This is a genomic window from Microbacterium sp. NPDC058389 (genome assembly GCF_042722305.1).
Lineage (GTDB): Bacteria > Actinomycetota > Actinomycetes > Actinomycetales > Microbacteriaceae > Microbacterium.
This window is the reverse complement of sequence record NZ_JBHXJQ010000012.1, coordinates 69,809-89,970: the sequence shown is the minus strand read 5'-3', so window position 1 is coordinate 89,970 and position 20,162 is coordinate 69,809. Positions and strand designations below refer to the sequence as shown.

Sequence of the window (20,162 nt, the reverse complement as noted above, 5' to 3'; positions counted from 1 at the left end):
CCTTCGTGTGTGGTCAGGGCGGTGCGCCGAGGCGTCAGGCGACCGGTGCGTTCTGGCGGGTCGGGATCGCCGCGAGGCGGTCCGCGAAGCGTGCGAGGGTGAGGGATGCCGCCGCCTCCTGCGGGCGGTTCAGATGGCCGTGCTCGGTGCCCGGCTCGGCGACGACCTCGACGGGTCGTCCCGCGGCGCGCAGCGTCGCGGCGAAGGCCTCGCCCGACACCCGCAGCTCGTCGACCTCGCCGTTGACCATCAGCGTCGGCGGGAACTGCACCAGGTCGACGGGGCGCGCCAGGCCCGGGATCGCACCGAGCGGGGCACGGTCGGCGGGACCGCCGAGGTAGTTCTCGTACATCGAGAGCACGAGGTCGGGACCGAAGCGGTCGGCCTCGGGCTGTGCGTCGAGGGCGGCGCGGAGTGCGGCATCGGGCGCGGGCTGCACGGCGAGGAGGGTCGGATAGGCGAGCAGCGCGAGCGCGGGGCGCACCTCTGCGCGTCGCTCGATCAGCCGCAGCGCCGCGCCGGCGGCGAGGTTGCCGCCCGCGCTCGTGCCGCCGATCGCGAGGCGCGTGCGGTCCACGCGCAGGCGGTCGGCGTTGTCGACGGTCCACGACCACGCCGAGAGCACGTCGTCGGACGCCGCGGGGTAGTGGTGACCGCCCGGGCCTCGGCCGCCGGCATCCCACCCTTCCGGGACGGGCGCGAGGCGGTAGTCAACCGAGACGACCGTCGTGCCGCGGGCGGCGAGCTGCGAGGCGACCCAGTCGGACTCGGGCATGTCGAGGTCGCCGAACGCGAACGCACCACCGTGCGCCCACACCAGGCCCGTGCCGTTCGGCTCGCGTGCGGGATAGACGCGCACGAGGCCGTCGGCGGCGGAGTAAGGCTCGCTCATGGGGTCCTTCGGGTTCGGATGGTGCACCCGGGGCTCGGGGATCGGCAGCCCGAGCCCCGGGTGTGTCTGAGTGGGCGCTTACGCGCCCCAGCCGGCCTGCGTGCCGCCGACGCGGTCGGCCGCGATCTTCGACTGGTAGCCGGATGCCGCATACGCCGCCATCGGGTCGGCCGCGAGTCCGCGCGACTCGCGCCACTGCGCGAGTGCGGGACGGACGTCGGTGTAGAACGCATCCATGAAGACGGCGTTGGCGGCCAGCACGTCGTTCGCCTGCTGGGCCGCCGCGAGCGCCTCGCGGTCGACGAGGAGGGCGCGCGCCGTCATCTCCTGGACGTTGAGCACCGAGCGGATCTGGCCCGGGATCTTGTCTTCGATGTTGTGGCACTGGTCGAGCATGAACGCCACGTCGGGGTTGTTGAGCCCGCCGCCGCGCACGACCTCGAAGATGATGCGGAACAGCTGGAACGGGTCGGCGGCGCCCACGATGAGGTCGTCGTCGGCGTAGAAGCGCGAGTTGAAGTCGAACGAGCCGAGCTTGCCGAGGCGCAGCAGCTGCATCACGATGAACTCGATGTTGGTGCCCGGCGCGTGGTGCCCGGTGTCGAGGCACACCATCGCCTTGTCGCCGAGGGCGGCGACCTGGGCGTACGACGTGCCCCAGTCCGGAACGTCGGTGTGGTAGAACGCCGGCTCGAAGAACTTGTACTCGAGCACGAGGCGCTGCTCGTCGCCGAGGCGCGCGTAGATCTGCTGCAGCGAGTCCTGCAGGCGGTCCTGGCGGGCGCGCATGTCGCCCTGCCCGGGATAGTTCGACCCCTCAGCGAGCCAGATCTTGAGATCGCGCGAGCCCGTGGCATCCATGATGTCGATGCACTCGAGGTGGTGGTCGATCGCCTTCCGGCGGATGCGATCGTCGTGGTGCGTGAGCGCCCCGAACTTGTAGTCCTCGTCCTGGAACGTGTTCGAGTTGATGGTGCCGAGGGTGACGCCGAGGTCCTCGGCGTGGCGGCGCAGGTCGGAGTAGTCGTCGACCTTGTCCCACGGGATGTGGAGCGCGACACTCGGGGCGAGCTTCGTGAAGGCGTTGACCTGCGCGGCGTCGGCGATCTTCTCGTACGGGTCGCGGGGCGTGCCGGGCGTCGTGAACACGCGGAAGCGCGTGCCGGAGTTGCCGAACGCCCAACTGGGCAGCTCGATGCCCTGCCCCTCGAGCGTGGACAGGATGTCGGGTGACAGCGTCGTCATGATGCGGTGCTCTCGTTCTCGGATGCGGCGACCGGGGCCTGCGCCGCGGTCAGTTGGTCGTGGAGGTTGAAGATCTCGGTGAGAGGGATGGCGGCCTGATCGGGCCGCCCGTCGAGGGCCACGAAGAAGCGGCCCATCTCGGCCTCCCAGCGCGCGGCGACCTCGGAGCCCGCGAGGTACGCCTGCGCGGCCTCGTCGTCGTCTGTCTCGTAGTAGCCGATGAGCCGGCCGCCCCCACCGAGGAACAGCGAGTAGTTGCGGCGGCCCGCGGCGGCGATCTCGGCCAGCATCTCGGGCCACACGGGCGTGTGGCGGGCGACGTACTCGTCGAGCAGCTCAGGGCGGACCATCAGCTGGAAGCAGATCCGCTTCGTCGCGGTGCTCGGCATCGGGGCTCCTGTGGGACGGGGGATGCCGCGATTCCGGCATCCGTTCGTGAATCGTTTCAAACTATAGCCATGAAGTCGTCGGCACGCAACGGGAGAACGCTTACCGGCGTGCGATGCCCTGATTCGAGACGGAAGCGGTAGCGTTTCGCGCGTGGAGGTGCCTCGATGGCAGTGAGCGTGAGAGATGTCGCGGTGGCGGCGTCCGTGTCGGTGGGGACCGTCTCGAACGTGCTCAACCGACCCGAGAAGGTGTCGCCGGCGACGGTGGAACGGGTGACGCAGGCGATCGAGGAGCTCGGGTTCGTGCGCAATGACGCCGCCCGCCAGCTGCGCGCCGGTCGCAGCCGCAGCATCGCTCTCATCGTGCTCGACTCGGGCAACCCGTTCTTCGCCGAAGTCGCCCGCGGTGCCGAGGATCGCGCCGCCGAATCGGGCATGAGCGTGCTGCTCGGCAACAGCGACGAGCGCTCCGACCGCGAGGACGCGTACCTCGAGCTGTTCCGCGAACAGCGCGTCAACGGGGTGCTCGTCACCCCCGTCGACGCCGACCTCACCGCACTGGTACGGCTGCGCGACGGCGGCGTGCCGGTGATCCTCGTCGATCACGAGGATTCCGCCACCGCACTCGCATCGGTGTCGGTCGACGACGTCGAAGGCGGGTACCTCGCCGTGGCGCACCTGCTGTCGACCGGACGCCGGCGCATCGCCTTCATCGGCGGCCCGCACACCATCCGCCAGGTCGCCGATCGCCTCCAAGGTGCGCGGCGCGCCGTCGCGGAGGTCGAAGGGGCCACGCTCGAGGTCGTCGAGATGGCGGCGCTCTCGGTGCTGCAGGGGCGCGAGGCGGGGGAGCGGCTGCGGGTGCGCCCCGCAGGCGAGCGGCCGGATGCCGTCTTCGCGGCGAACGACCTGCTCGCGGTGGGCGCGCTCCAGGCCTTCTCGCTCATGTCGGACGTTCAGGTGCCCCACGACATCGCCCTCATCGGCTACGACGACATCGACTTCGCCTCCGCCACCGTCGTGCCGCTGAGCTCCATCCGCCAGCCGGCGCACCTCATCGGCTACACCGCCGTCGATCTGCTGCTCCGCGAACTCGAGGACCCAGACGGTGCGCACGAGCGCACCGTCCGCTTCCAGCCCGAGCTCGTGGTGCGTGAGTCCACGGCGCCGTCCGCGCGCTGATCCCGGCGGGGCGGGGCGGGGCGGGGCGGGGCGTCGGCGAGCCTGAGCTGTCGTTCGCACCGCCGCCCGTCTCGTGGGCCGGCGCGGCCTCGGCCTACAGGCCGGCATCCGCGCCGCGGCGCGGAGCCGCGCCGGGCGACGTGCGCTCGACCGGCAGCCACAGTTCGCACGTGGCGGTGCTGAAGTCGGGCGAGCGGTCGAGGACGGCGACGATCGACGGCCCGGGCCGGAGCCGCCACGGGTTCGAGGGGAACCAGTCGGCCGCCGTTGCCGCCCACGTCTCCTGAAGCACTGCGGGGTAGTCGCCGACAGCGCGGAACACGGCCCACTGCCCGGCGGCGACATCGATCACGTCGAGGCCCTCGGGGGCCGGCGATCCCTCGCTCACCGCCACACCGTGGAGGTAGGTCAGCGGCGTGCCCTCGAGGTAGTCGGGGTCGACGTCCGCCGAGACCTGCAGCAGGCCGGCCGGCTCGGTGGCGCTCAGCTCCTTGAGCCGGGAGTGCTCCTCGACAGGGAGCGAGGCGATGTGGGCCTGGATGTGAGGATTGACGCCTTCGTGGATCAGCGGCACACGGGCGGCGTGCCCGATGAGGCGGAACGCGGGGCGATCGGTGATGCGGGTGTCCATGGGAGTGCTTCCTTCGACGGTCAGGCGGAACCTGAGTTTCGGTTGGGTGCGAAGGGAGCCGCCGTCACGGCGGACATCACCGGGACCGGCGCCGTGCACTGCGCGGAACGCGCGCGCGAACGCCTCGGTGGACCCGTAGCCGTGACGGACCGCGATGCCCAGCAGCTCGTCGTCGCCGAGGACGTCCGCGGCCGCGACGGTCATGCGTCGACGCCGGACGTATTCTGACAGCGGCATACCCGCGAGCGCCGAGAACATGCGGCGCAGGTGGTACTCGGTGGTGCCGTGGCCGCGGGCGAATCCGGCGATGTCGAGGTCGTCGGCGAGATGGTCCTCGACATGGTCGGTGAGCCGGTTGAGCGTCGCGATCACGATTCTCCCTTCGACACAAGGTTCGCCGGTTCGCGGGCGCCGTGCCCGACTATCCGAGCCGGATTCGATCGGGCCCGCGGCCCGCGGCCCGCGTCCCGCTGCCCGCGGCCCGCTGCCCGCGCGAAGCTCGGAGATCCCGCTTCGTGCGGACGGATCCGGCCCAGACGTCCGAGTGTCGCGGGATCTCCGATTCTCGCGCGTCCGCGGCGCGGTCAGAAGCCCACGTCGAGCAGCGTCGCCGATCCGCCCTCGCGGAGTGCCCGGAGCGCCGCGCGCTCGTAGTCGGGCATCAGGTCGGGCGAGGCGTCCAGGTCGAACCAGGCGAGCTCGGCGCACTTGCGGGGCTCGAGAATCCGGGGTTCGCCGTCCCACTCGTCGCACGCGAAGAACCAGTCCACGCGCTGCTCGATCGGATCGTCGGTGCCGTCTGTGCGCTGCATGACCGCGATCGGCGACAGCCGTGCGGCGTCCACGGTGATCCCGAGTTCCTCGCGGGACTCGCGGATGCCGGCGGCGGCGGCGGTCTCGCCGAGCTCGATGTGGCCGGCGGCACCGGCAGCTCAGCATCCATCCATGTAGCCGGTGTTCTGCCGCAGCTGCAGCAGGACGGACGAGCCGCGGCGGAGGTACACGTACGAGGAGGGGACGATGCTGAAGCGACTCATTTCTGCAGAACCCTACCGCGGGCCGCCGGCGCACCGACGAGACTGATCACATGCCCCCCGCTTCGACCCGCGTCGCGTTCGTGCACTCAGGTGCCGTCAACATCGCCCCCTTCACCGCCCTCGCGGCCGAGCTGCTCCCCGGTGCGACGGTCGTGAACTACCTCGACGATGCCATCGTCGGCGACCTCGCCGACTCCGAGCGCGCGGCATCCGTCCCGGAACGCGTCGGCGATCTGGTGCGAGCGGCCGCGGCGGGGGGAGCGGATGCCGTCATGCTGACCTGCTCGTCGATCTCGGCTCTCGCCGCCGCTGCGGCGCGCGACACCGGAGTGCCGGTGCTGCGCGTGGACGAGGCGCTGGCCGATGCGGCGGTCCGCAGCGGCCGCCGCATCCGCGTGCTCGCCACGCTGGAGACGACCCGCCGCCCCACGCTCGCGCTGCTGGCGGAGCGTGCCGCACTCGCCGGCGCCGACCCGGAACTGTCGAGCGAGGTCGTGGCCGGAGCCTTCGCAGCCGTGACCGCCGGCGACCGTGCCACGCACGACCGTCTCGTCGCCACTGCCGTCGAGCGAGGTGCGGCCGAAGCCGACGTCATCGTGCTGGCTCAGGCGTCGATGGCATCCGCCGCCGAAGCCGTGGTCGTCGCGGTGCCGGTGCTCACGAGCCCGCGCCTCGCCGTGGAACGGCTGGCGGCATCCCTCGCCTCTTCCTCGCACCACTGAGCGGGTCGAGGCGACCGGTCGTGTCCGTCGATCGGCGGCTCCGGGCGCTTGACCGCCGTTCAGCAGCTGATCCGGGGCCTCAGAACCCCCCGACGACCCGCCGGCCCTCCGGCCGCGCGATCCTGTTGACCACGAAGGCGCCGGGTGCGACGTCGACCGTACGCGTCGCGCCGCCCGGCAGCTCGACCTCCACGGTGCGCAGCGCGCGGTCGAGGTTGGCGACGAGGACGGTGTCGCCGTCGCCGAGGCGGGCACCGATCGCCCACACGAGGCCGTCGGGGGAGTCGCCGCGCAGACCCGGCTCGCCGGCGATCGCGGCGAGGGCCGATACGGCGTCGAGCGCGGGCAGGGGCGACCCGTCGGCGGTGCGGAGGCCGCGCGGCCCCCACTCCTCGAAGAAGGCGAGGGTCGCGACACCGGGCACGGCGAGGGCCGCTGCGCTCGCGACGGTCCAGGCGGCGAGCTCGGGCGAGGCCTGACGCGGGTCGGCGGCGGGGGTGAGGGCCGGACCGTACCCGTCGCGCAGATCGTCGTGCGCTGGCATCGGCGGCGCGGTCGTGGCGACGTCGTTGAAATGCGGCCGCAGCGAGATCGGGCCGATGTGCACCGGCAGCCCGCCGGCGAGCTCGACGCCCTGCGTCGCCACGAGGCGCTGGATCGGCAGTGACTCGACGAGCTGCGCCGCGCTCAGGCTGTGGAACAGCGGGGTGCTGCTGAACACGATGCCGTCGAGGCCCCGCGGCAGCCGGTGGTGCTCGCGGTTGAGCTCGGTGAAGTGCGACCGCACGCCGCCGACGACGTCCGTTTCGACACCGGCGTCGTGGAGCGCCTCGCGCAGCAGGGCGATCGCCTCGAGGTCGGCCACGTGCTGTGCCGGCCCGGTGGGCCAGAACGCCGTCACGCGCACGACCGGCAGCCCGCGCAGTGCGAGCGCCCCGTCGCGCACGCGCGTCGGGGCGTCGTCCGCGAGCACGAACCTCACATCGAGGGGACACCCGGATGCCGCCGCCCGGGCGAGCGCCGCACGCCAATTCCGCGTGGCGAGGTCGAGCTCCACCAGCACCGCCGCGGCGGTGGTCGGCGCGTCCGGCGCGGGATCCGGCGCGGTCGCCGCCGAGACGGCGATGTGCGGGAGCGCCGGGCCTTCGGCCAGCCGGATGCGGGTCACGTCGTCCGCATCGGCGGGCGCGGGCTCGCCCGCCACCTCGATGTCGATCGACTGGACGACCCGTTCACCCGCGGCCAGTGGGTAGGGGAACGGCAGCGACAGCGGCCGGCTGTACGTCTTGTAGGAGGCATCCGTCCAGTTGCGCTGGTCCTCCATCTCGAACACGTCGCCGTCGAAGCGGACCGCGACGTCGAGGCCGCCGTGCGACCACGCGAGCCCCGAGATGTCGAATGCGGGCTGGTGCGGGCTGATGCGCGAGGGATACGCGGATGCCTCGACCCCGCCGTCCGGGTGCGTCACGCGCAGCGGCGCCCCGGCGAGCGCCGGCGGGTGCAGCACGACCAGCCCCGTGCGGTTGGTCGGGAACGCGGTCAGGGACTCGAGATCGGTGAGCACGCGCAAGCGCCCGCCGCGGACCTCGGCGCGCACCACCCCGCGCAGGTCGCTGCCGAGCCCCGCCGAGTGCACGTGCAGGGTCAGCGCGAGATCCGACGCGTCGACGCGGTCCACGACCAGCGTCGCGGTGTCCCAGTTGCGATCGCGCACGACGGCGCGCACCGAGCGCAGCACGATGCGTCCGTCGCAGGCGAGATCGGCGAGCTCGTCGCCGCGCACTTCCAGCGACCAGCGTCCGCTTCGCCACGGCCGTGCCTCGTCCGTGTGCCACGAGTCGGTCATGCGTCCCATCCTCGTCCCGTTCCGTCGTCCGTTGCGGGCAGTCGCCGCGCGCTCGCCGCACCCGCCCGATGCGGCGTCAGATCGTCATGCCGCCGTCGACGGCGAACAACGCGCCGGTCGCGAAGGCCGCGTCGTCCGAGGCGAGGAACACCATGATGCCCTCGACGTCGGCGGGGGCGCCCGCGCGTCCCATCGGGATGCGGCCGATGATGGCGGCGCGCGCCTCGGGGTCGCTCGTGATCGTCGTCACGAGCGACGTCTCCGTGTACGCCGGCACCACCGTGTTGACGCGGATGCCGCGATCGGCGTAGGCCGAGGCGACCGTGCGGGCGAGACCGTGGATGCCGGCCTTCGAAGCGCTGTACGCGGTGAAGTCCTTGCCCTCGCCGTTGACGCCCGTCGGGCTTCCGGTGAGGATGATCGACCCGCCCGCGCCGTGCTCGAGCATCGACCGCACGGCGTGCTTGACGGTCAGGAAGGTCCCCGTCAGGTTGATGTCGATCGTGCGCTTCCACACGTCGAGGTCGAGGTCGGCGGCTGCGGCATCCTGCCTGAACAGCTGCACGCCCGCGTTCGCGACGACGACGTCGGGGGCCCAGCCCTCGGCGCCGAGCAGGCCGAACGCGGCCTCGACCGACGCCTCGTCCGAGATGTCCATGACGGCGGCCCGAGCCGTCTCGCCGATCGCGTCGGCGGCGGCCGACGCGGCTGCGGCGTCGCGGTCGGCGATGACGACGCGCGCGCCCTCACGGGCGAAGCGCTCGGCGACCGCCCGCCCGATGCCGGTGCCGGATCCGGTGACGAGGGCGGTCTTTCCCTGCAGTCGTGACACGGGTGCTCCTCAGCGCTCGATGTGGTCGAGGTGGAGCATACGCGCGAGGTTCTTGTCGAGCTCGTCGTCGCGGAAGATCTTCTTCCAGTCGTCCTTGATGATGCTCTCGCGGCCATAGTCCATCGCGATGAGGCAGGCGTCCGAGAACGGGTTGTCGCCGCGGAGTCCGTTGGCCAGTGCCACCTGTGTGTGGCCGTAGAGGATGCTGCGGGCCGCGGCCTCGGGAACGCCCATGGTGTTGACCGTCTCGTGCAGCGCCTCGTTCAGGAGGGCGCCGATCATGCAGGCGACGGTCTCGACGAGTGTCGGCTCCAGCTGCGCGAGCTGCTTGACGCTCACCCAGTGCACGTCGATCACGGGCGCGTAGATGGCGCGCACGGTGGCCTCGACGATCGCCTTCTTGGCGGGGTCGTCGGACTCGACGGCGGCGATGGCGTCCTGGGGGGCGGCGATGCCGCCGAAGGTGTCGGCCCACTCTTCGGGGCTCTGCCGCTGCAGGAAGATCGACGGGTGGCACGGGTGCGCGACGGCCTGCACGACGTCCTCGCGCGTGGTGAGCAGCCCCGCGTACGCGGCGGCCGGGTCGAGCGTCAGGACGATCGCACCCGACTTGAGCTGCGGCACGAGGTCGGCGGTCACCGACTGCAGCGCCAGGTCGGGCACGGCCAGCACGACGATGTCGGCATCGGCGACCGCGACGGCGGCATCCGTCAGCTCGCGACCCGCCTCGACGGTGCGCTCGCGCCCGGCAGGCGAGTTCTCGACATATGCGACCTGGTGGTCGGTCTTCACGAGGTTGTTGGACACGCGCATGCCCATCTTGCCGCCCGCGCCGACGACGGCGATCTTGAAGGTCTCGGTGGTGGTGCTCATGAGTGGCTCCTCAGGTACTCGATGGTGGTGCGGGTCCATTCCCGCTCGGTGCGGACGGTGGTCTCGGCGTCGCCCTGCCACGACAGCCAGTGCTCGACGACCTCGTTGACGCCGCGTTCGCGAGGCCGGACGGTCTGCAGCAGGTGCGGGTAGTCGTGCAGGCCCTCGCCCATGGCGGCGCCGCCGTAGGTGAAGCCGACCCAGCCGGGCTGACGGGCGAAGGCGAAGTCCTTGACGTGCACGTTCTTGACGAGCGGGGCGGTCTGCTCGACGCAGTCGCGCGGCCGTTCGAGGCGCGCGACGACGTTGGCGGGGTCGAGGCACACGCCCAGCCGCGGGCTGTCGATGCTCCCGATCAGTGCGACGAGCTCGGCCGTCGACACCTGCTCGTACGTCTCGAGGGCGAGGTCGACTCCGGATGCCTCGTACGCCGGCAGCGCGGCGCGCAGCCACTCCTCGGCCTGGGTGAGCGTCGGCCGCGTCTCAGGCGAGTACAGCATGCTGCGTACGAGGCCCGCGTCGAAGCGGGCCGCGAGGTCGAGGAACCGGGCGAGCCGATCGGGCTCGACGCCCTTGGTGCCGAGCTCGATCGTGAGACCGAGGTCGCGGGCCGCTGCCGCGGCGTCGGCGAGCTCGTGGTCGTCCATCGCCTCCAGGGGGGCGTAGTCGCAGATCTGGAACAGGTCGACGCTCTGGGCCTTCGTCGCCTCGAACGCGCCGGTCAGCGACAGCGGCTCGTCGACGAGATCGGAGTGCTGCCAGAAGAAGGCGTAGGTGCCCAGGCCGATCACGCGGCGGCCCCCGCATCCGGTCCCCGACCCTGACCGGGCCCCTGAGCCTGACTCGGTCCCTGAGCCTGACCCGGTCCCTGAGCCTGTCGAAGGGTCGCGAGAGCCGAGGCCTCGTCGAGCACGGCGACGAGGGAGTCGGGGTCGTGCGCGAACCGCCCGAGGAACAGGCCGTCGACGGTGTCGCCGAGGCGGGTGAGCAGGTTGGGGCCGGCCGAGCCGCCGTAGATGACGGCGGAGCCGGTGCGTCCGAGGTCGGCCCGCAGGGCGGCCGTGATCGCCGTGGTGACGGCGGCGATGTGCGCGGCGGGGGCGGGCTCCGGTGCGCCGATCGCCCACACCGGCTCGTAGGCGACGATGACCGGCCCGGTGGGGGCGCCGGCCAGGTCGGCGGCGAGCTGCGCGACCGTCGCGGCGGCGGCATCCCTCTCCGAAAGGCGCTCGGTCTCGCCGACGCACAGCACCGGCATGAGCCCGTGGGCGAGAGCGGCGGCGGCCTTGCGGGCGATGACGGCGTCGGTCTCGCCGAACAGGCGGCGGCGCTCGGCGTGCCCGATCTCGGCCACCGCCACGCCCACCTCGGCGAGCTCGGTGGCGGTGACCTCGCCGGTGTACGGGCCCGGCTCGAACTCCGACACGTCCTGTGCGCCGACGAGCACGGGCGTGCCCGCGAAGGCCTCGGCCGCTGCCGGGATCTGCAGGTAGGTCGGGATCACGAACACGCGCACGGCGCCCGAGGCCACGGCGGGGTGTGCGCCGGCGCGCGCCGCGAGGTCGGCGAACCAGGCCCGCGCCCGCTCATGCCCGAAGTAGGTCTTGAGGCTCACCCCGACCGTGACGGGCGCGGCCGCGCCGTCCCTGCGGGTCACGGACTCCGCAGAGGGGGGCGGATCCGGCAGGACCCCGGCCGAATCCGGCGGATCCGGTGAGATTCTGCGGAGTTCGTGCGTCGACATCAGCAGCTGCCTGTGGTCTCGAACTCGTCGATGACGGCGACCTTGTCGGCCGAGGCCGAGGCGGTGTCGAAGCGGTAGGTCAGCCACTCGCGCACCAGCCGGCGGGCGAGCTCGATGCCCACGACCCGCTGGCCCATCGTCAGCACCTGTGCGTTGTTCGACAGCACGCCGCGCTCGACCGAGAAGGAGTCGTGCGCGGTGACGGCGCGGATGCCGGGCACCTTGTTGGCCGCGATCGCGACGCCCAGGCCCGTGCCGCAGATGAGGAGGGCGCGGTCGGCGTCGCCCGCGGCGACCCGCTGCGCGGCCTCGATCGCCACCTTCGGGTACGGGGTGTGGCCGTCGGCGTCCACGCCGACGTCGACCACCGACACGACGCCGGGGTTGTGCTCGAGGTCCTGCTTGAGGATCTCCTTGTAGTCGAAGCCGGCATCGTCGGCGCCGATCACGATCCGCAGCGGCCGGGCGCTCTCAGTCGACATGTGCGTTCTCCTTGTCGTCGTTGTGGGCTGCGGCCGCGGCGGCGAGCGTGTCGCCCACGGCGGTCGCGATGAGCGCGAGCGAGATCGCGCCGGGGTCCGGGGTGCCCACGCTGTTCTGGCCGTGCGTGCGGGCACGACCCATGCGGGGGAGCAGGGCCGCGGTCGCCTCCGCGGCGGAGGTCGCGGCGGCCGCGGCGGCCCGCCACGCCTCGACGAGCCCGCTGTCGTCGATGCCCTGCGACAGCGTCGCGGCGAACGGCACGAGGGCGTCGACGAGGGTCTTGTCGCCGACCTCGGCCTTGCCGTAGTCCATGACGCCCTGCGCGCCGGCGGCGACGCCGGCGGCGACCGCGGCCGCGTCGGGGGCGCCCGCGTCGCCGAGGCGGGCCGAGATCGCCGTGAGGATGACGCCCCACAGTGCGCCCGACGTGCCGCCGGCCCGGTCGGACCACGCGTCGGCCGCCCGCTCGAGGGTCGTACGCGCGCCGGCTCCGGCCTCGACCGCGTCGGCGGCCGCGACGAGGGCCGCACGCGAGCCGCGCTGCATGCCGATGCCGTGGTCGCCGTCGCCCGCGATCGCGTCGATCCGGCCGAGCTCGTCCACGTGCGCGTCGACGGTCTCGGCGATCGTCCTCACTGCGGCGAGCACGACCGCGGCGACGGCTCGGGATGCCTCGTCGCCGGGTGCGACGACGGCATCGGCGGCTGCCGCCTCGAAGGCGGCGGCATCCCGTTCCTGGGGAGCGACCGAGCCGCGGCGGTACGCGGGAGTGTCGACGGGAGCCTGCCACAGGGCCTCGAGCGTCTCGTCGAGCCAGAACAGCGTGAGCGAGGTGCCGGCCATGTCGAAGCTCGTGCAGTACTCGCCGACGTGCGGATCGACGACTTCGATGCCCGCCGTGGCGAGCAGCTGTGCGATGCGCCGGTAGACGACGAACATCTCCTCGTACTTGAGCGAGCCCAGGCCGTTGAGGATCGGGACGACCCGGGCGCCCTCGGCCTCGACCCCGTCGGGCACCTCGGCCAGCAGCTTCTCGACGAGCAGCTCGGCCAGACCGTCGGCGGTCGGGATGCCGGTCTCGTCGATGCCGGGCTCGCCGTGGATGCCGAGCCCGATCGCCATGCGCCCCTCGGGCACCGTGAACAGCGGCTGCTCGGCGCCGGGCAGGGTGCAGCCGGTGAAGGCGACGCCGAACGATCGCGTCCGCTCGTTCGTGAGCCGCGCCAGCCGCGTCACCTCGGCGAGGTCGGCGCCCGCTTCGGCGGCCGCGGCCGCGATGCGGAAGACGGTGAGGTCGCCCGCGATGCCGCGACGCTTGTGCTTCTCGTCGCGGGTCGCGCTGACGATGTCGTCGGTGACCGTGACGGTCGCGCACGCGATGCCCTCCGCGCGCAGGCGCTCCTGCGCGGCGTCGAAGTTGAGGACGTCGCCGGCGTAATTGCCGTAGGAGAAGAACACGCCGCCGCCGTTGTCGGCCGCCTTCGCGACCGCGTACACCTGCTGGGTCGACGGCGAGGCGAACAGGTTGCCCATCGCCGCGCCGTGCGCGAGTCCTGGGCCCACCAGTCCGCCGAACGCGGGGTAGTGGCCCGAGCCGCCTCCGACGACGACCGCGACCTGACCGGCCGGGGACACCGTCGCACGCACGACGCCACCCGGCACCCGGCGCACATAGCGCTCGTTCGCCGCCACGAAGCCGTCGATCATCTCGTCCGCGAAGTCCGCGGGCTCGTTCCAGAGCCGGGTCATCGGGCGTCGCCGTTCGCGGTGCCGGCCGGCGCAGAGGCGCGGGAGGCCGCATCCGGGCCCTCCGCGTCGTCGACCTCGACGGGGTTGATGCGGTTGCTGCGGGCCAGCAGCACCATGAGCACCGCCGAGACGAGCATCACGATGCCGACGATGAACATCGGCACCTCGTAGCCGCCGGTCCAGTCGTGCACCGCGCCGGTGACGAACGGAGCGGAGAAGCCGGCGAGGTTGCCGATCGTGTTGATCAGCGCGACGCCTGCGGCGGCCGCGGCGCCCGTGAGGAAGCGCGTGGGAAGCGTCCAGAAGTTGGGGAGGGCGGCGAAGATCGCGCACGCCGTGACCGTGATGACGGCGATCGTCGCGGCGGGCGACCCCATGAACAGCGCGAGCGGGATGCTGACCGCGCCGGCGACCGCGGGACCGGCGATGTGCCACGTCTTGAGGCCGCGCTTGGAGGCGCTGCGCGACCAGAAGTACATGACGATCGCGGCGGGGAGGTAGGGGATCGCCGTGATGAGGCCCTTCTGCAGCGTGTCGAAGGTCTGCCCGGTCTGCGTCTGGAAGCCCTCGATGATCGTCGGCAGGAAGAACGCCAGCGCGTACAGGCCGTAGATGAAGCCGAAGTAGATGAACGAGAGCACCCACACGCGACCGCTCTTGAAGGCGAAGCGCGCCGACACGTGGCCGTGCTCCTTCTTCTGGGTCGCCGCCTTCTCGCGGTCGAGGGCGTCGGTGAGCCACACCTGCTCGTCTCGCGTGAGCCACTTGGCGTCTGCCGGCCGGTCCTTCAGATAGAACCAGGCGACGATGCCGACCACGATCGCGGGGATGGCCACGCCGAGGAACATGAACCGCCAGCCCTCGAGGCCGAGCGCGCCGTGCTGCTGGATGAGCCAGCCGGCCAGCGGGGCGCCGATCACGGTGGTGAGCGGCTGGGCCAGGTAGAAGAGCATCAGGATGCGCCCGCGGTACTGCGCGGGCACCCACAGGCTCAGGAACAGGATCGCGCCGGGGAAGAACCCGGCCTCTGCCACGCCGAGCAGGAAGCGCAGCACGACCAGCTGCTCGAAGTTCTGCACCCACGTGAACAGCAGCGCGACGACGCCCCAGCTGACCATGATGCGCGAGAGCCACCGGCGCGCGCCGAACTTGTGCAGCGCCAGGTTCGAGGGCACCTCCAACAGGATGTAGCCGATGAAGAAGACGCCTGACGCGAATCCGAACTGAGCCGCGCTGAGGCCGAGGTCTTCGTTCATGCCGTTGGGGGCGGCGAACCCGATCGCCGTGCGGTCGAGGTAGTTGATGAAGAACATCAGCGCCACGAACGGCACGAGGCGGATCGACACCTTGCGGATCGTCGAGCGCGCCACGGGCGGTGCGGCAGCGGTGGTCTGGTTCTGGTCCACGTTGACTCCTGGCTCATCGACGGTGATCGAGATGGATGACCCTAGTGTGGCAAACCGGTTGACCAAAAGCAAGAACCGGTTGACCAAATCTTTCCTGAGGAGTGCCAGCAGGCTAAGTTGTTCGCATGCCCGCGTACCCAGACGACCGCTCCGCCGAGATCACGGCCGCCCTCGGGGCGCTTCCGAGCGGAACGCCCGTGTCGGAGGTCGCACGGCGGCTCATGGACCTGTTCACCAGCGGCGAGCTCGAAGCCGGAACGCGGCTGCCGCCCGAGCGGCAGCTGGCGGCGACGCTCGGCGTGGGGCGCTCCGCCGTGCGCGAGGCGCTCGCCGCGCTCGAGATCCTCGGCATCGTCGACGTCCGCCCGGGCTCGGGCACCTATCTCCGGGGTACCGCGAGCGAGCTGCTGCCGCAGACGCTGCGCTGGGGGCTGCTCATCGGCCGGAAGAACACCGCCGAGCTGCTCGAACTGCGCTCCGGCCTGGAGATCTACGTCGCACGGCTGGCCGCCGGGCGAGCCGCGGCATCCGATCGCAGCGCCCTCCAGTCGTCGCTCGAGCGCATGCGCACCGGCGTCGGCGACCTGAAGTCGTTCGCCCGCGCCGACCTCGACTTCCACAACGCGCTCGCCGCTGCGGCCGCGAACGACACGCTCGTGGACCTGCTGCACGTGGTGCGCTCGCTCCTGCAGGTGTACGCGGACCGCGCGGTGCACGACGAGGCCGAGGCGCGCGCGGCCATCGACGAGCACGACACCGTATACCGTGCGGTCGAGGCGGGGGATGCGGATGCCGCAGCCTCGGCGATGGCGACCCACATGGCCACCGCGTCCGAGCGCCTCGCCGCGGCAGCCGCCGGCTGACTCGTCCGCTCAGGCCGGGGTGGCAGCCTGGCGTGCGGCCCGGATCGCCGCGTCACGCCGAATCCGTGCCTCGACGTGATGGTCGACCGGCGTGATCGCGAGGGTGCGTTCGACCATCGCCCGCAGGAACCGCGCCGGGTGCAGCTCGTCGGGCACGCGGTCATCGAGCACGATCGACACCGCCGGCAGGACCGCGATCGCGGCGTCGAGCTCGGCGCGGACGGCGGCCGGCGCCGCGGCGGTGTCGACGGCGCCCGGATCGTCGAGTGCGAACAGCTGGTCCGGATCGCCGGTCGTCTCCAGTCCCGCCTCGGGCCCGGACTCGGGCTCGTTGACGTCGTCGCCGTCCGCGGGCGGGTCCTGCGCGTAGTCCATCAGGACGAGGGCGACGGCGTCGTACGCGTCGTCCTCCTGGCCGAGCTTGCCGAGCAGATCGATCAGCCAGGCGGCCTTGGCCGACTCCTTCTCGTAGATCGTCGTGCGCAGGCCGAACACGAACCCGAGCGAGGCGAGGGGATGCCGCAGCCGCAGGTTCTTCGCGTCGCCATAGGACTCCTCGACGCGGTTGGCGGCGTTCTTTCCGAATGACGAGTCCATGCGCTTGGTGCTGATCAGCATCTCGGGCCCGGTGCGCCAGTCGGACAGGACGACGTCGACCTGCTTCTGGTAGTTCTTGCCGAGGATCTTCGCCTTGCCGGCGACGAGCCCGGACTTCGACCCGCTGATGCGGATGCGCTCTTCGAGCGCCGCCCGCTCGCCACCGCGCGTGGGTGTCGCCTCGAGCAGCGCCGCGAGGGCGGCCGGCATGATGCGGGGGTCCGATTCGCGCGGCCACACCGCGTCGGGGTCGAAGCCGGCGCGGCGCAGCTCGTACCCGATCCACACGTCGAGCGCGAGAGCGGGCACGCCGGACTGCGAGTTCGCGCCGAGGTGCAGGGGCACGCCGAGCAGCAGCCGGAGCGTCTCGAAGTCCGGCCGGTACGCGACGACTCCGCCCTCGACCGCCCACGGCGAGGAGTGGCCGCCGGTGGTCGCCCGCTCGACGATGCGGTCGAACAGCGCCCAGCCCTGCTCGGCGATGGACGGCTTCCTGATCGGCACGGAGTGGGTGTCCTTCGATTCGGCGGCGGAGTGCGTGCGCCGGTCGGCGCGCGGGCGTTTCAGCGGGCGGTGCGGGAGCGGGCGACGCGCCGCTCCATGAGCCTTCGGTGTGCTGCGCGGACGGCATGCAGGTCATCCTCCGACGGCAGATCGCGGTCGGCGAAGAGTGCCTCGTCGATGCGCTGCACGGCGTCCCACAAGCGCCCCGCGGCGAGGTCTGCGGCCACGACGTCGCGCACCGCGCGCAGCTCGGCGGCTCGTTCGGCGATGAGGTCGGCGGAGGGGACGGACCAGCGGTCGGCCTCGCGCGGTTCGATCTTGAGGATGCCGCCGCCGTACGCCCGGCCCACCATCTCGGCGTTGAGCACCGTCACCGAGTTGAGGCTCGCGAGAGGCAGGAGGTCGCGCCCGATGTCGCGCAGCGCCGGATCGAGATACACGCCGTGCACGGAGTTGAGGTGGTGGACACCGGCCTCGTTCGTCGTGAGACGGGGGGTGTCGGCGTTCATGCACGTGAGCAGCAGATCGGCCGGGGGCACGAGCGGCACGCGGTACCAGGGCGTGCGCGTGCGGCATTTGTACGCCTCGTGGACCCGCTCGCGTTCGCCGGAGCGCACGTACCGCTTCGCCGCCGGCGAGAGCGTCTCGGCCGAGGGGCGGAACATCAGCGTTGCTCGCCCGGTGGCGCCGAGCTCGGCGAGCAGCGCGGGCGTCAGCGCGAGTCCGCGCAGGTGGCTGCTGCCCGGGGGCGAGAGCGGCACGAGTTCGGACGGGTCGAGCTTGAGCTTCGCCGCCTGCGCGGGGCTCAGCGTGAACCAGCCGTTGTTGCCGGTGACGATGCCGAGCGTCGTCTCGCCCCACGCCTTGAGCGGGACGAACGCGCCCGCCTGGCGCAGCGAGTGCAGCGGCTCGATCGCGTCGGGGTCGACGAGCGCGCTGTTCCACTTGTCAGAGGGGTCGGCCGGTGTGAAGGTCAGCCCCTCGGGGAGCGCCGTGAGCCCGGCCGCGTTGGTCGTCTCGTACACGGTGGCATGGCGGCTAGCGCCTTCGTCGAAGCCGGAGGCCATCAGCAGCACGACGTCGGCCTCGGCCTCGGGGAAGACCTGCTCCGTGAACAGCACCAACTCGAGACGCGCGAAGCGCTCGAACAGGAACCGCCGCACCGGTGCGGCGTAGTTGACGCTCAGCAGCTCGGCCGGCAGCACGAGGCCGAGGCGTCCGCCGGGCCGCAGGTGCAGCGCCGACTGGACGGTGAATGCCGCCCAGCTGGAGGCGAGGCCGGTCAGTGCGACACCCGCCCGGAAGGCCGCCTCGCGGGCGCGGGCGCGGGCCTCGCCGGTGAACTGCTGGTACCGGATGTAGGGCGGGTTGCCGATCACCGCGTCGAAGCGCGCCTCGGGCTCGACGTTGAAGAAGTCGTCGACGATCAGCGCCGGCGAGCCGCCGATGCGCTCGATGCGCTCACGACCGACCTCGGCGCTGTGGGGGTGGATCTCAATGCCGCTCACCGCGGGGGGCTCGGCCGCGCCGAGGTCGCGCAGCCGTCGCACCGCCTCGACGAGGAACGCGGCGTCGCCGGCGGACGGCTCGAGGACGGCATCCGTCCCCTCGCGGATCGCCCACTGCGCGAGGAAGCGCGTGATCGCCGGAGGCGTGAAGAACGCGCCGCGCGCCTTCCGCGCACCCGCCGAGTCGTCGGCGGCTCGCTCCAGCATTTCCGGCACGATACTCATTCTCGCCCACCTTCTCGTTCGGGTTCCGACATGACGCGCACGCGGTCGAAGACGTGTTCGACGGTACGGGCGGGGTCCGACATGCAGCGGAACCGCGAGTCGCAGACCAGGCAGGATGGAGAGGTCGACCGGATCTGAGGGGGAGTGCGATGGCGCGCAACTGGGCGGGCACCTACGAGTACGCGGCGCCGCGGATCGTGACGGCGTCCACCGTCGACGACGTGCAGCGCCTCCTGGCCGAACCCGGTCGCGTGCGTGCGCTCGGCACCCGCCACTCGTTCACGGATCTGCCCGACACGACGGGGACCCTCGTCGACATGACCGGCTTCGCACCCGGGTTCGTGCTCGACGAGGCGGCCGGCGCCGTGACGGTGCCCGCCGGCATCCGCTACGGCGAGCTCGCGGTGTGGCTGCACGATCGCGGCTGGGCGCTGCGCAACATGGGCTCCCTGCCGCACATCAACGTGGGGGGCGCGACGGCCACCGGCACGCACGGCTCGGGCGACGGCAACCAGGTGCTGTCGGCCTCGGTGCGGGCTCTGCGCTACGTCGGCGCCGACGCCGAGGTGCACGAGGTGCGCCGCGGCGACGCCGACTTCGACGCGCTCGTGGTGGGTCTCGGCGCCTACGGCATCGTGGTGTCGCTGACCCTCGACATCGTGCCGGCGTTCCGGCTGCGGCAGGACATCTACACCGGCGTGACGTGGGATGCCGCCCTCTCGCGCTACGACGAGCTCACGTCCGCGGGGTACAGCGTGTCGGTGTTCTCGCGCTGGGAGGAGCCGTCGGTCGGCTTCGTGTGGGTCAAGACGCGGGTCGAGACCGACGATCAGCTGGTCGCCGACACGCTGCTGGACGGCACCCGCACCCTCGGCGACGTGTCGCCCTTCGAGGACGGCGACAACGCCACCGAGATCGGCGGCGTGCCCGGGCCGTGGCTGTTGCGGCTGCCGCACTTCCGCCTCGACGCGCAGCCGTCGTTCGGCGACGAGATCCAGACGGAGTACTTCGTCGACCGGGCCGATGCCGCCGCGGCGCTGGACGCAGTGCGCGCCCTGGGCGACGGCATCCGTCCCCACCTCATCTGGACCGAGCTGCGCACTGCCGCGGCCGACGGGCTGTGGCTGAGCCCCGCCTACGGCCGTGAGACCGTGATCATCCACTTCACCTGGTACAACCACCCCGACGACGTCGTTGCCGCCGTCGCGCGCATCGAGGCCGCGCTGGAGCCCTTCGGGGCCCGTCCGCACTGGGGCAAGGTGCACGGCTTCGATCGCGCCGCGATCGAGCGGGTGCACCCGCGCCTGGCCGACGCGCGCGCCGTGTTCGAGCGCCTCGACCCGGACGGCCGTTTCACGAACGCCCACCTCGAGCGCGTCGGCGTGCGCGAGGCGCGCTGACCGCTTCGGTGGGGGATGCCGGCGGCCCGGCCGC

Annotated in this window: 19 protein-coding genes; 4 read left to right on the top strand and 15 right to left on the bottom strand. The window is 72.2% G+C overall.

The genetic code is table 11. From position 1 onward, the window contains the following. Positions 1 to 34: 34 nt before the first annotated feature. The 3 genes from ACFWJ8_RS15415 to ACFWJ8_RS15405 form a co-directional block, all read right to left on the bottom strand. The gene (locus ACFWJ8_RS15415; protein WP_378813121.1) at positions 35 to 892 is read right to left on the bottom strand and encodes an alpha/beta hydrolase fold domain-containing protein; all 858 of its coding nucleotides are present in this window, start codon (positions 890 to 892) and stop codon (positions 35 to 37) included. 78 nt (positions 893 to 970) lie between these two features. Then, the gene (rhaI, locus tag ACFWJ8_RS15410; protein ID WP_378813118.1) at positions 971 to 2,137 is read right to left on the bottom strand and encodes an L-rhamnose isomerase; all 1,167 of its coding nucleotides are present in this window, start codon (positions 2,135 to 2,137) and stop codon (positions 971 to 973) included. Continuing rightward, positions 2,134 to 2,526 (bottom strand): L-rhamnose mutarotase, encoded by a 393-nt coding sequence (locus ACFWJ8_RS15405; RefSeq protein ID WP_378813117.1) that lies wholly within the window; start codon positions 2,524 to 2,526, stop codon positions 2,134 to 2,136. The genes rhaI and ACFWJ8_RS15405 overlap by 4 nt, the downstream gene beginning before the upstream one ends. A gap of 165 nt (positions 2,527 to 2,691) precedes the next feature. On the opposite strand from ACFWJ8_RS15405, the gene ACFWJ8_RS15400 reads away from it, so the two are divergent. Beyond that, a complete protein-coding gene (locus tag ACFWJ8_RS15400) occupies positions 2,692 to 3,708 on the top strand; it encodes a LacI family DNA-binding transcriptional regulator (protein WP_378813114.1) in 1,017 nt (338 codons plus the stop codon). A gap of 94 nt (positions 3,709 to 3,802) precedes the next feature. On the opposite strand, the gene ACFWJ8_RS15395 is transcribed toward ACFWJ8_RS15400, so the two are convergent. Together ACFWJ8_RS15395 and ACFWJ8_RS15390 are read right to left on the bottom strand one after the other, a co-directional pair. Continuing rightward, positions 3,803 to 4,711, bottom strand: a complete 909-nt coding sequence (locus ACFWJ8_RS15395) for a GyrI-like domain-containing protein (protein WP_378813111.1) — start codon at positions 4,709 to 4,711, stop codon at positions 3,803 to 3,805. 212 nt (positions 4,712 to 4,923) lie between these two features. Beyond that, the gene (locus tag ACFWJ8_RS15390) at positions 4,924 to 5,250 is read right to left on the bottom strand and encodes an NUDIX domain-containing protein (RefSeq protein WP_378813230.1); all 327 of its coding nucleotides are present in this window, start codon (positions 5,248 to 5,250) and stop codon (positions 4,924 to 4,926) included. A 176-nt stretch (positions 5,251 to 5,426) separates the two neighbouring features. Here ACFWJ8_RS15390 and ACFWJ8_RS15385 point away from each other — a divergent pair, with 176 nt between their 5' ends. Continuing rightward, the gene (locus ACFWJ8_RS15385; protein WP_378813109.1) at positions 5,427 to 6,098 is read left to right on the top strand and encodes an aspartate/glutamate racemase family protein; all 672 of its coding nucleotides are present in this window, start codon (positions 5,427 to 5,429) and stop codon (positions 6,096 to 6,098) included. Between the two features lie 79 nt (positions 6,099 to 6,177). On the opposite strand, the gene ACFWJ8_RS15380 is transcribed toward ACFWJ8_RS15385, so the two are convergent. The 8 genes from ACFWJ8_RS15380 to ACFWJ8_RS15345 form a co-directional block, all read right to left on the bottom strand. Continuing rightward, complete coding sequence (locus ACFWJ8_RS15380) at positions 6,178 to 7,944, bottom strand: hypothetical protein (protein ID WP_378813107.1); 1,767 nt, start codon at positions 7,942 to 7,944, stop codon at positions 6,178 to 6,180. 76 nt (positions 7,945 to 8,020) lie between these two features. Next, positions 8,021 to 8,776, bottom strand: a complete 756-nt coding sequence (locus ACFWJ8_RS15375; RefSeq protein ID WP_378813104.1) for an SDR family NAD(P)-dependent oxidoreductase — start codon at positions 8,774 to 8,776, stop codon at positions 8,021 to 8,023. A 9-nt stretch (positions 8,777 to 8,785) separates the two neighbouring features. Continuing rightward, positions 8,786 to 9,649, bottom strand: a complete 864-nt coding sequence (locus ACFWJ8_RS15370) for a phosphogluconate dehydrogenase C-terminal domain-containing protein (protein WP_378813101.1) — start codon at positions 9,647 to 9,649, stop codon at positions 8,786 to 8,788. Next, positions 9,646 to 10,440, bottom strand: coding sequence for a sugar phosphate isomerase/epimerase family protein (locus ACFWJ8_RS15365; protein WP_378813098.1), 795 nt, complete (start codon positions 10,438 to 10,440; stop codon positions 9,646 to 9,648). The genes ACFWJ8_RS15370 and ACFWJ8_RS15365 overlap by 4 nt, the downstream gene beginning before the upstream one ends. Next, entirely contained in the window at positions 10,437 to 11,306 is an 870-nt protein-coding gene (locus ACFWJ8_RS15360) for a triose-phosphate isomerase family protein (protein ID WP_378813095.1), read from the bottom strand. Before ACFWJ8_RS15360 ends, ACFWJ8_RS15365 begins: the two co-directional genes overlap by 4 nt. Before the next feature lie 86 nt (positions 11,307 to 11,392). After that, positions 11,393 to 11,875, bottom strand: a complete 483-nt coding sequence (locus ACFWJ8_RS15355; RefSeq protein ID WP_378813092.1) for a ribose-5-phosphate isomerase — start codon at positions 11,873 to 11,875, stop codon at positions 11,393 to 11,395. Further along, positions 11,865 to 13,625 carry a dihydroxyacetone kinase family protein gene (locus ACFWJ8_RS15350; protein ID WP_378813090.1) on the bottom strand — a complete coding sequence of 587 codons (1,761 nt, stop codon included), beginning with the start codon at positions 13,623 to 13,625 and terminating at the stop codon, positions 11,865 to 11,867. Before ACFWJ8_RS15350 ends, ACFWJ8_RS15355 begins: the two co-directional genes overlap by 11 nt. Continuing rightward, the gene (locus ACFWJ8_RS15345; protein ID WP_378813087.1) at positions 13,622 to 15,031 is read right to left on the bottom strand and encodes an MFS transporter; all 1,410 of its coding nucleotides are present in this window, start codon (positions 15,029 to 15,031) and stop codon (positions 13,622 to 13,624) included. Before ACFWJ8_RS15345 ends, ACFWJ8_RS15350 begins: the two co-directional genes overlap by 4 nt. A 125-nt stretch (positions 15,032 to 15,156) precedes the next feature. Between ACFWJ8_RS15345 and ACFWJ8_RS15340 the strand changes: the two genes are divergently transcribed. Beyond that, positions 15,157 to 15,894: a FadR/GntR family transcriptional regulator gene (locus ACFWJ8_RS15340; protein WP_378813084.1), complete on the top strand. Its 738-nt coding sequence runs from the start codon at positions 15,157 to 15,159 to the stop codon at positions 15,892 to 15,894. 9 nt (positions 15,895 to 15,903) lie between these two features. On the opposite strand, the gene ACFWJ8_RS15335 is transcribed toward ACFWJ8_RS15340, so the two are convergent. Then, on the bottom strand, positions 15,904 to 16,995 hold the full coding sequence (locus tag ACFWJ8_RS15335; protein ID WP_378813082.1) for a hypothetical protein: 1,092 nt from the start codon (positions 16,993 to 16,995) through the stop codon (positions 15,904 to 15,906). Between the two features lie 59 nt (positions 16,996 to 17,054). After that, positions 17,055 to 18,710, bottom strand: a complete 1,656-nt coding sequence (locus ACFWJ8_RS15330; RefSeq protein WP_378813080.1) for an N-6 DNA methylase — start codon at positions 18,708 to 18,710, stop codon at positions 17,055 to 17,057. 167 nt (positions 18,711 to 18,877) lie between these two features. On the opposite strand from ACFWJ8_RS15330, the gene ACFWJ8_RS15325 reads away from it, so the two are divergent. Next, entirely contained in the window at positions 18,878 to 20,128 is a 1,251-nt protein-coding gene (locus tag ACFWJ8_RS15325) for a D-arabinono-1,4-lactone oxidase (RefSeq protein ID WP_378813077.1), read from the top strand. Positions 20,129 to 20,162 lie beyond the last annotated feature (34 nt).

Bases quoted from the DNA above. Each gene is read 5' to 3' on its own strand.
- ACFWJ8_RS15415 (WP_378813121.1), bottom strand. From the start codon at position 892: ATGAGCGAGCCTTACTCCGCCGCCGACGGCCTCGTGCGCGTCTATCCC.
- rhaI (WP_378813118.1), bottom strand. From the start codon at position 2,137: ATGACGACGCTGTCACCCGACATCCTGTCCACGCTCGAGGGGCAGGGC.
- ACFWJ8_RS15405 (WP_378813117.1), bottom strand. From the start codon at position 2,526: ATGCCGAGCACCGCGACGAAGCGGATCTGCTTCCAGCTGATGGTCCGC.
- ACFWJ8_RS15400 (WP_378813114.1), top strand. From the start codon at position 2,692: ATGGCAGTGAGCGTGAGAGATGTCGCGGTGGCGGCGTCCGTGTCGGTG.
- ACFWJ8_RS15385 (WP_378813109.1), top strand. From the start codon at position 5,427: ATGCCCCCCGCTTCGACCCGCGTCGCGTTCGTGCACTCAGGTGCCGTC.
- ACFWJ8_RS15380 (WP_378813107.1), bottom strand. From the start codon at position 7,944: ATGACCGACTCGTGGCACACGGACGAGGCACGGCCGTGGCGAAGCGGA.
- ACFWJ8_RS15370 (WP_378813101.1), bottom strand. From the start codon at position 9,649: ATGAGCACCACCACCGAGACCTTCAAGATCGCCGTCGTCGGCGCGGGC.
- ACFWJ8_RS15355 (WP_378813092.1), bottom strand. From the start codon at position 11,875: ATGTCGACTGAGAGCGCCCGGCCGCTGCGGATCGTGATCGGCGCCGAC.
- ACFWJ8_RS15350 (WP_378813090.1), bottom strand. From the start codon at position 13,625: ATGACCCGGCTCTGGAACGAGCCCGCGGACTTCGCGGACGAGATGATC.
- ACFWJ8_RS15340 (WP_378813084.1), top strand. From the start codon at position 15,157: ATGCCCGCGTACCCAGACGACCGCTCCGCCGAGATCACGGCCGCCCTC.
- ACFWJ8_RS15330 (WP_378813080.1), bottom strand. From the start codon at position 18,710: ATGCTGGAGCGAGCCGCCGACGACTCGGCGGGTGCGCGGAAGGCGCGC.
- ACFWJ8_RS15325 (WP_378813077.1), top strand. From the start codon at position 18,878: ATGGCGCGCAACTGGGCGGGCACCTACGAGTACGCGGCGCCGCGGATC.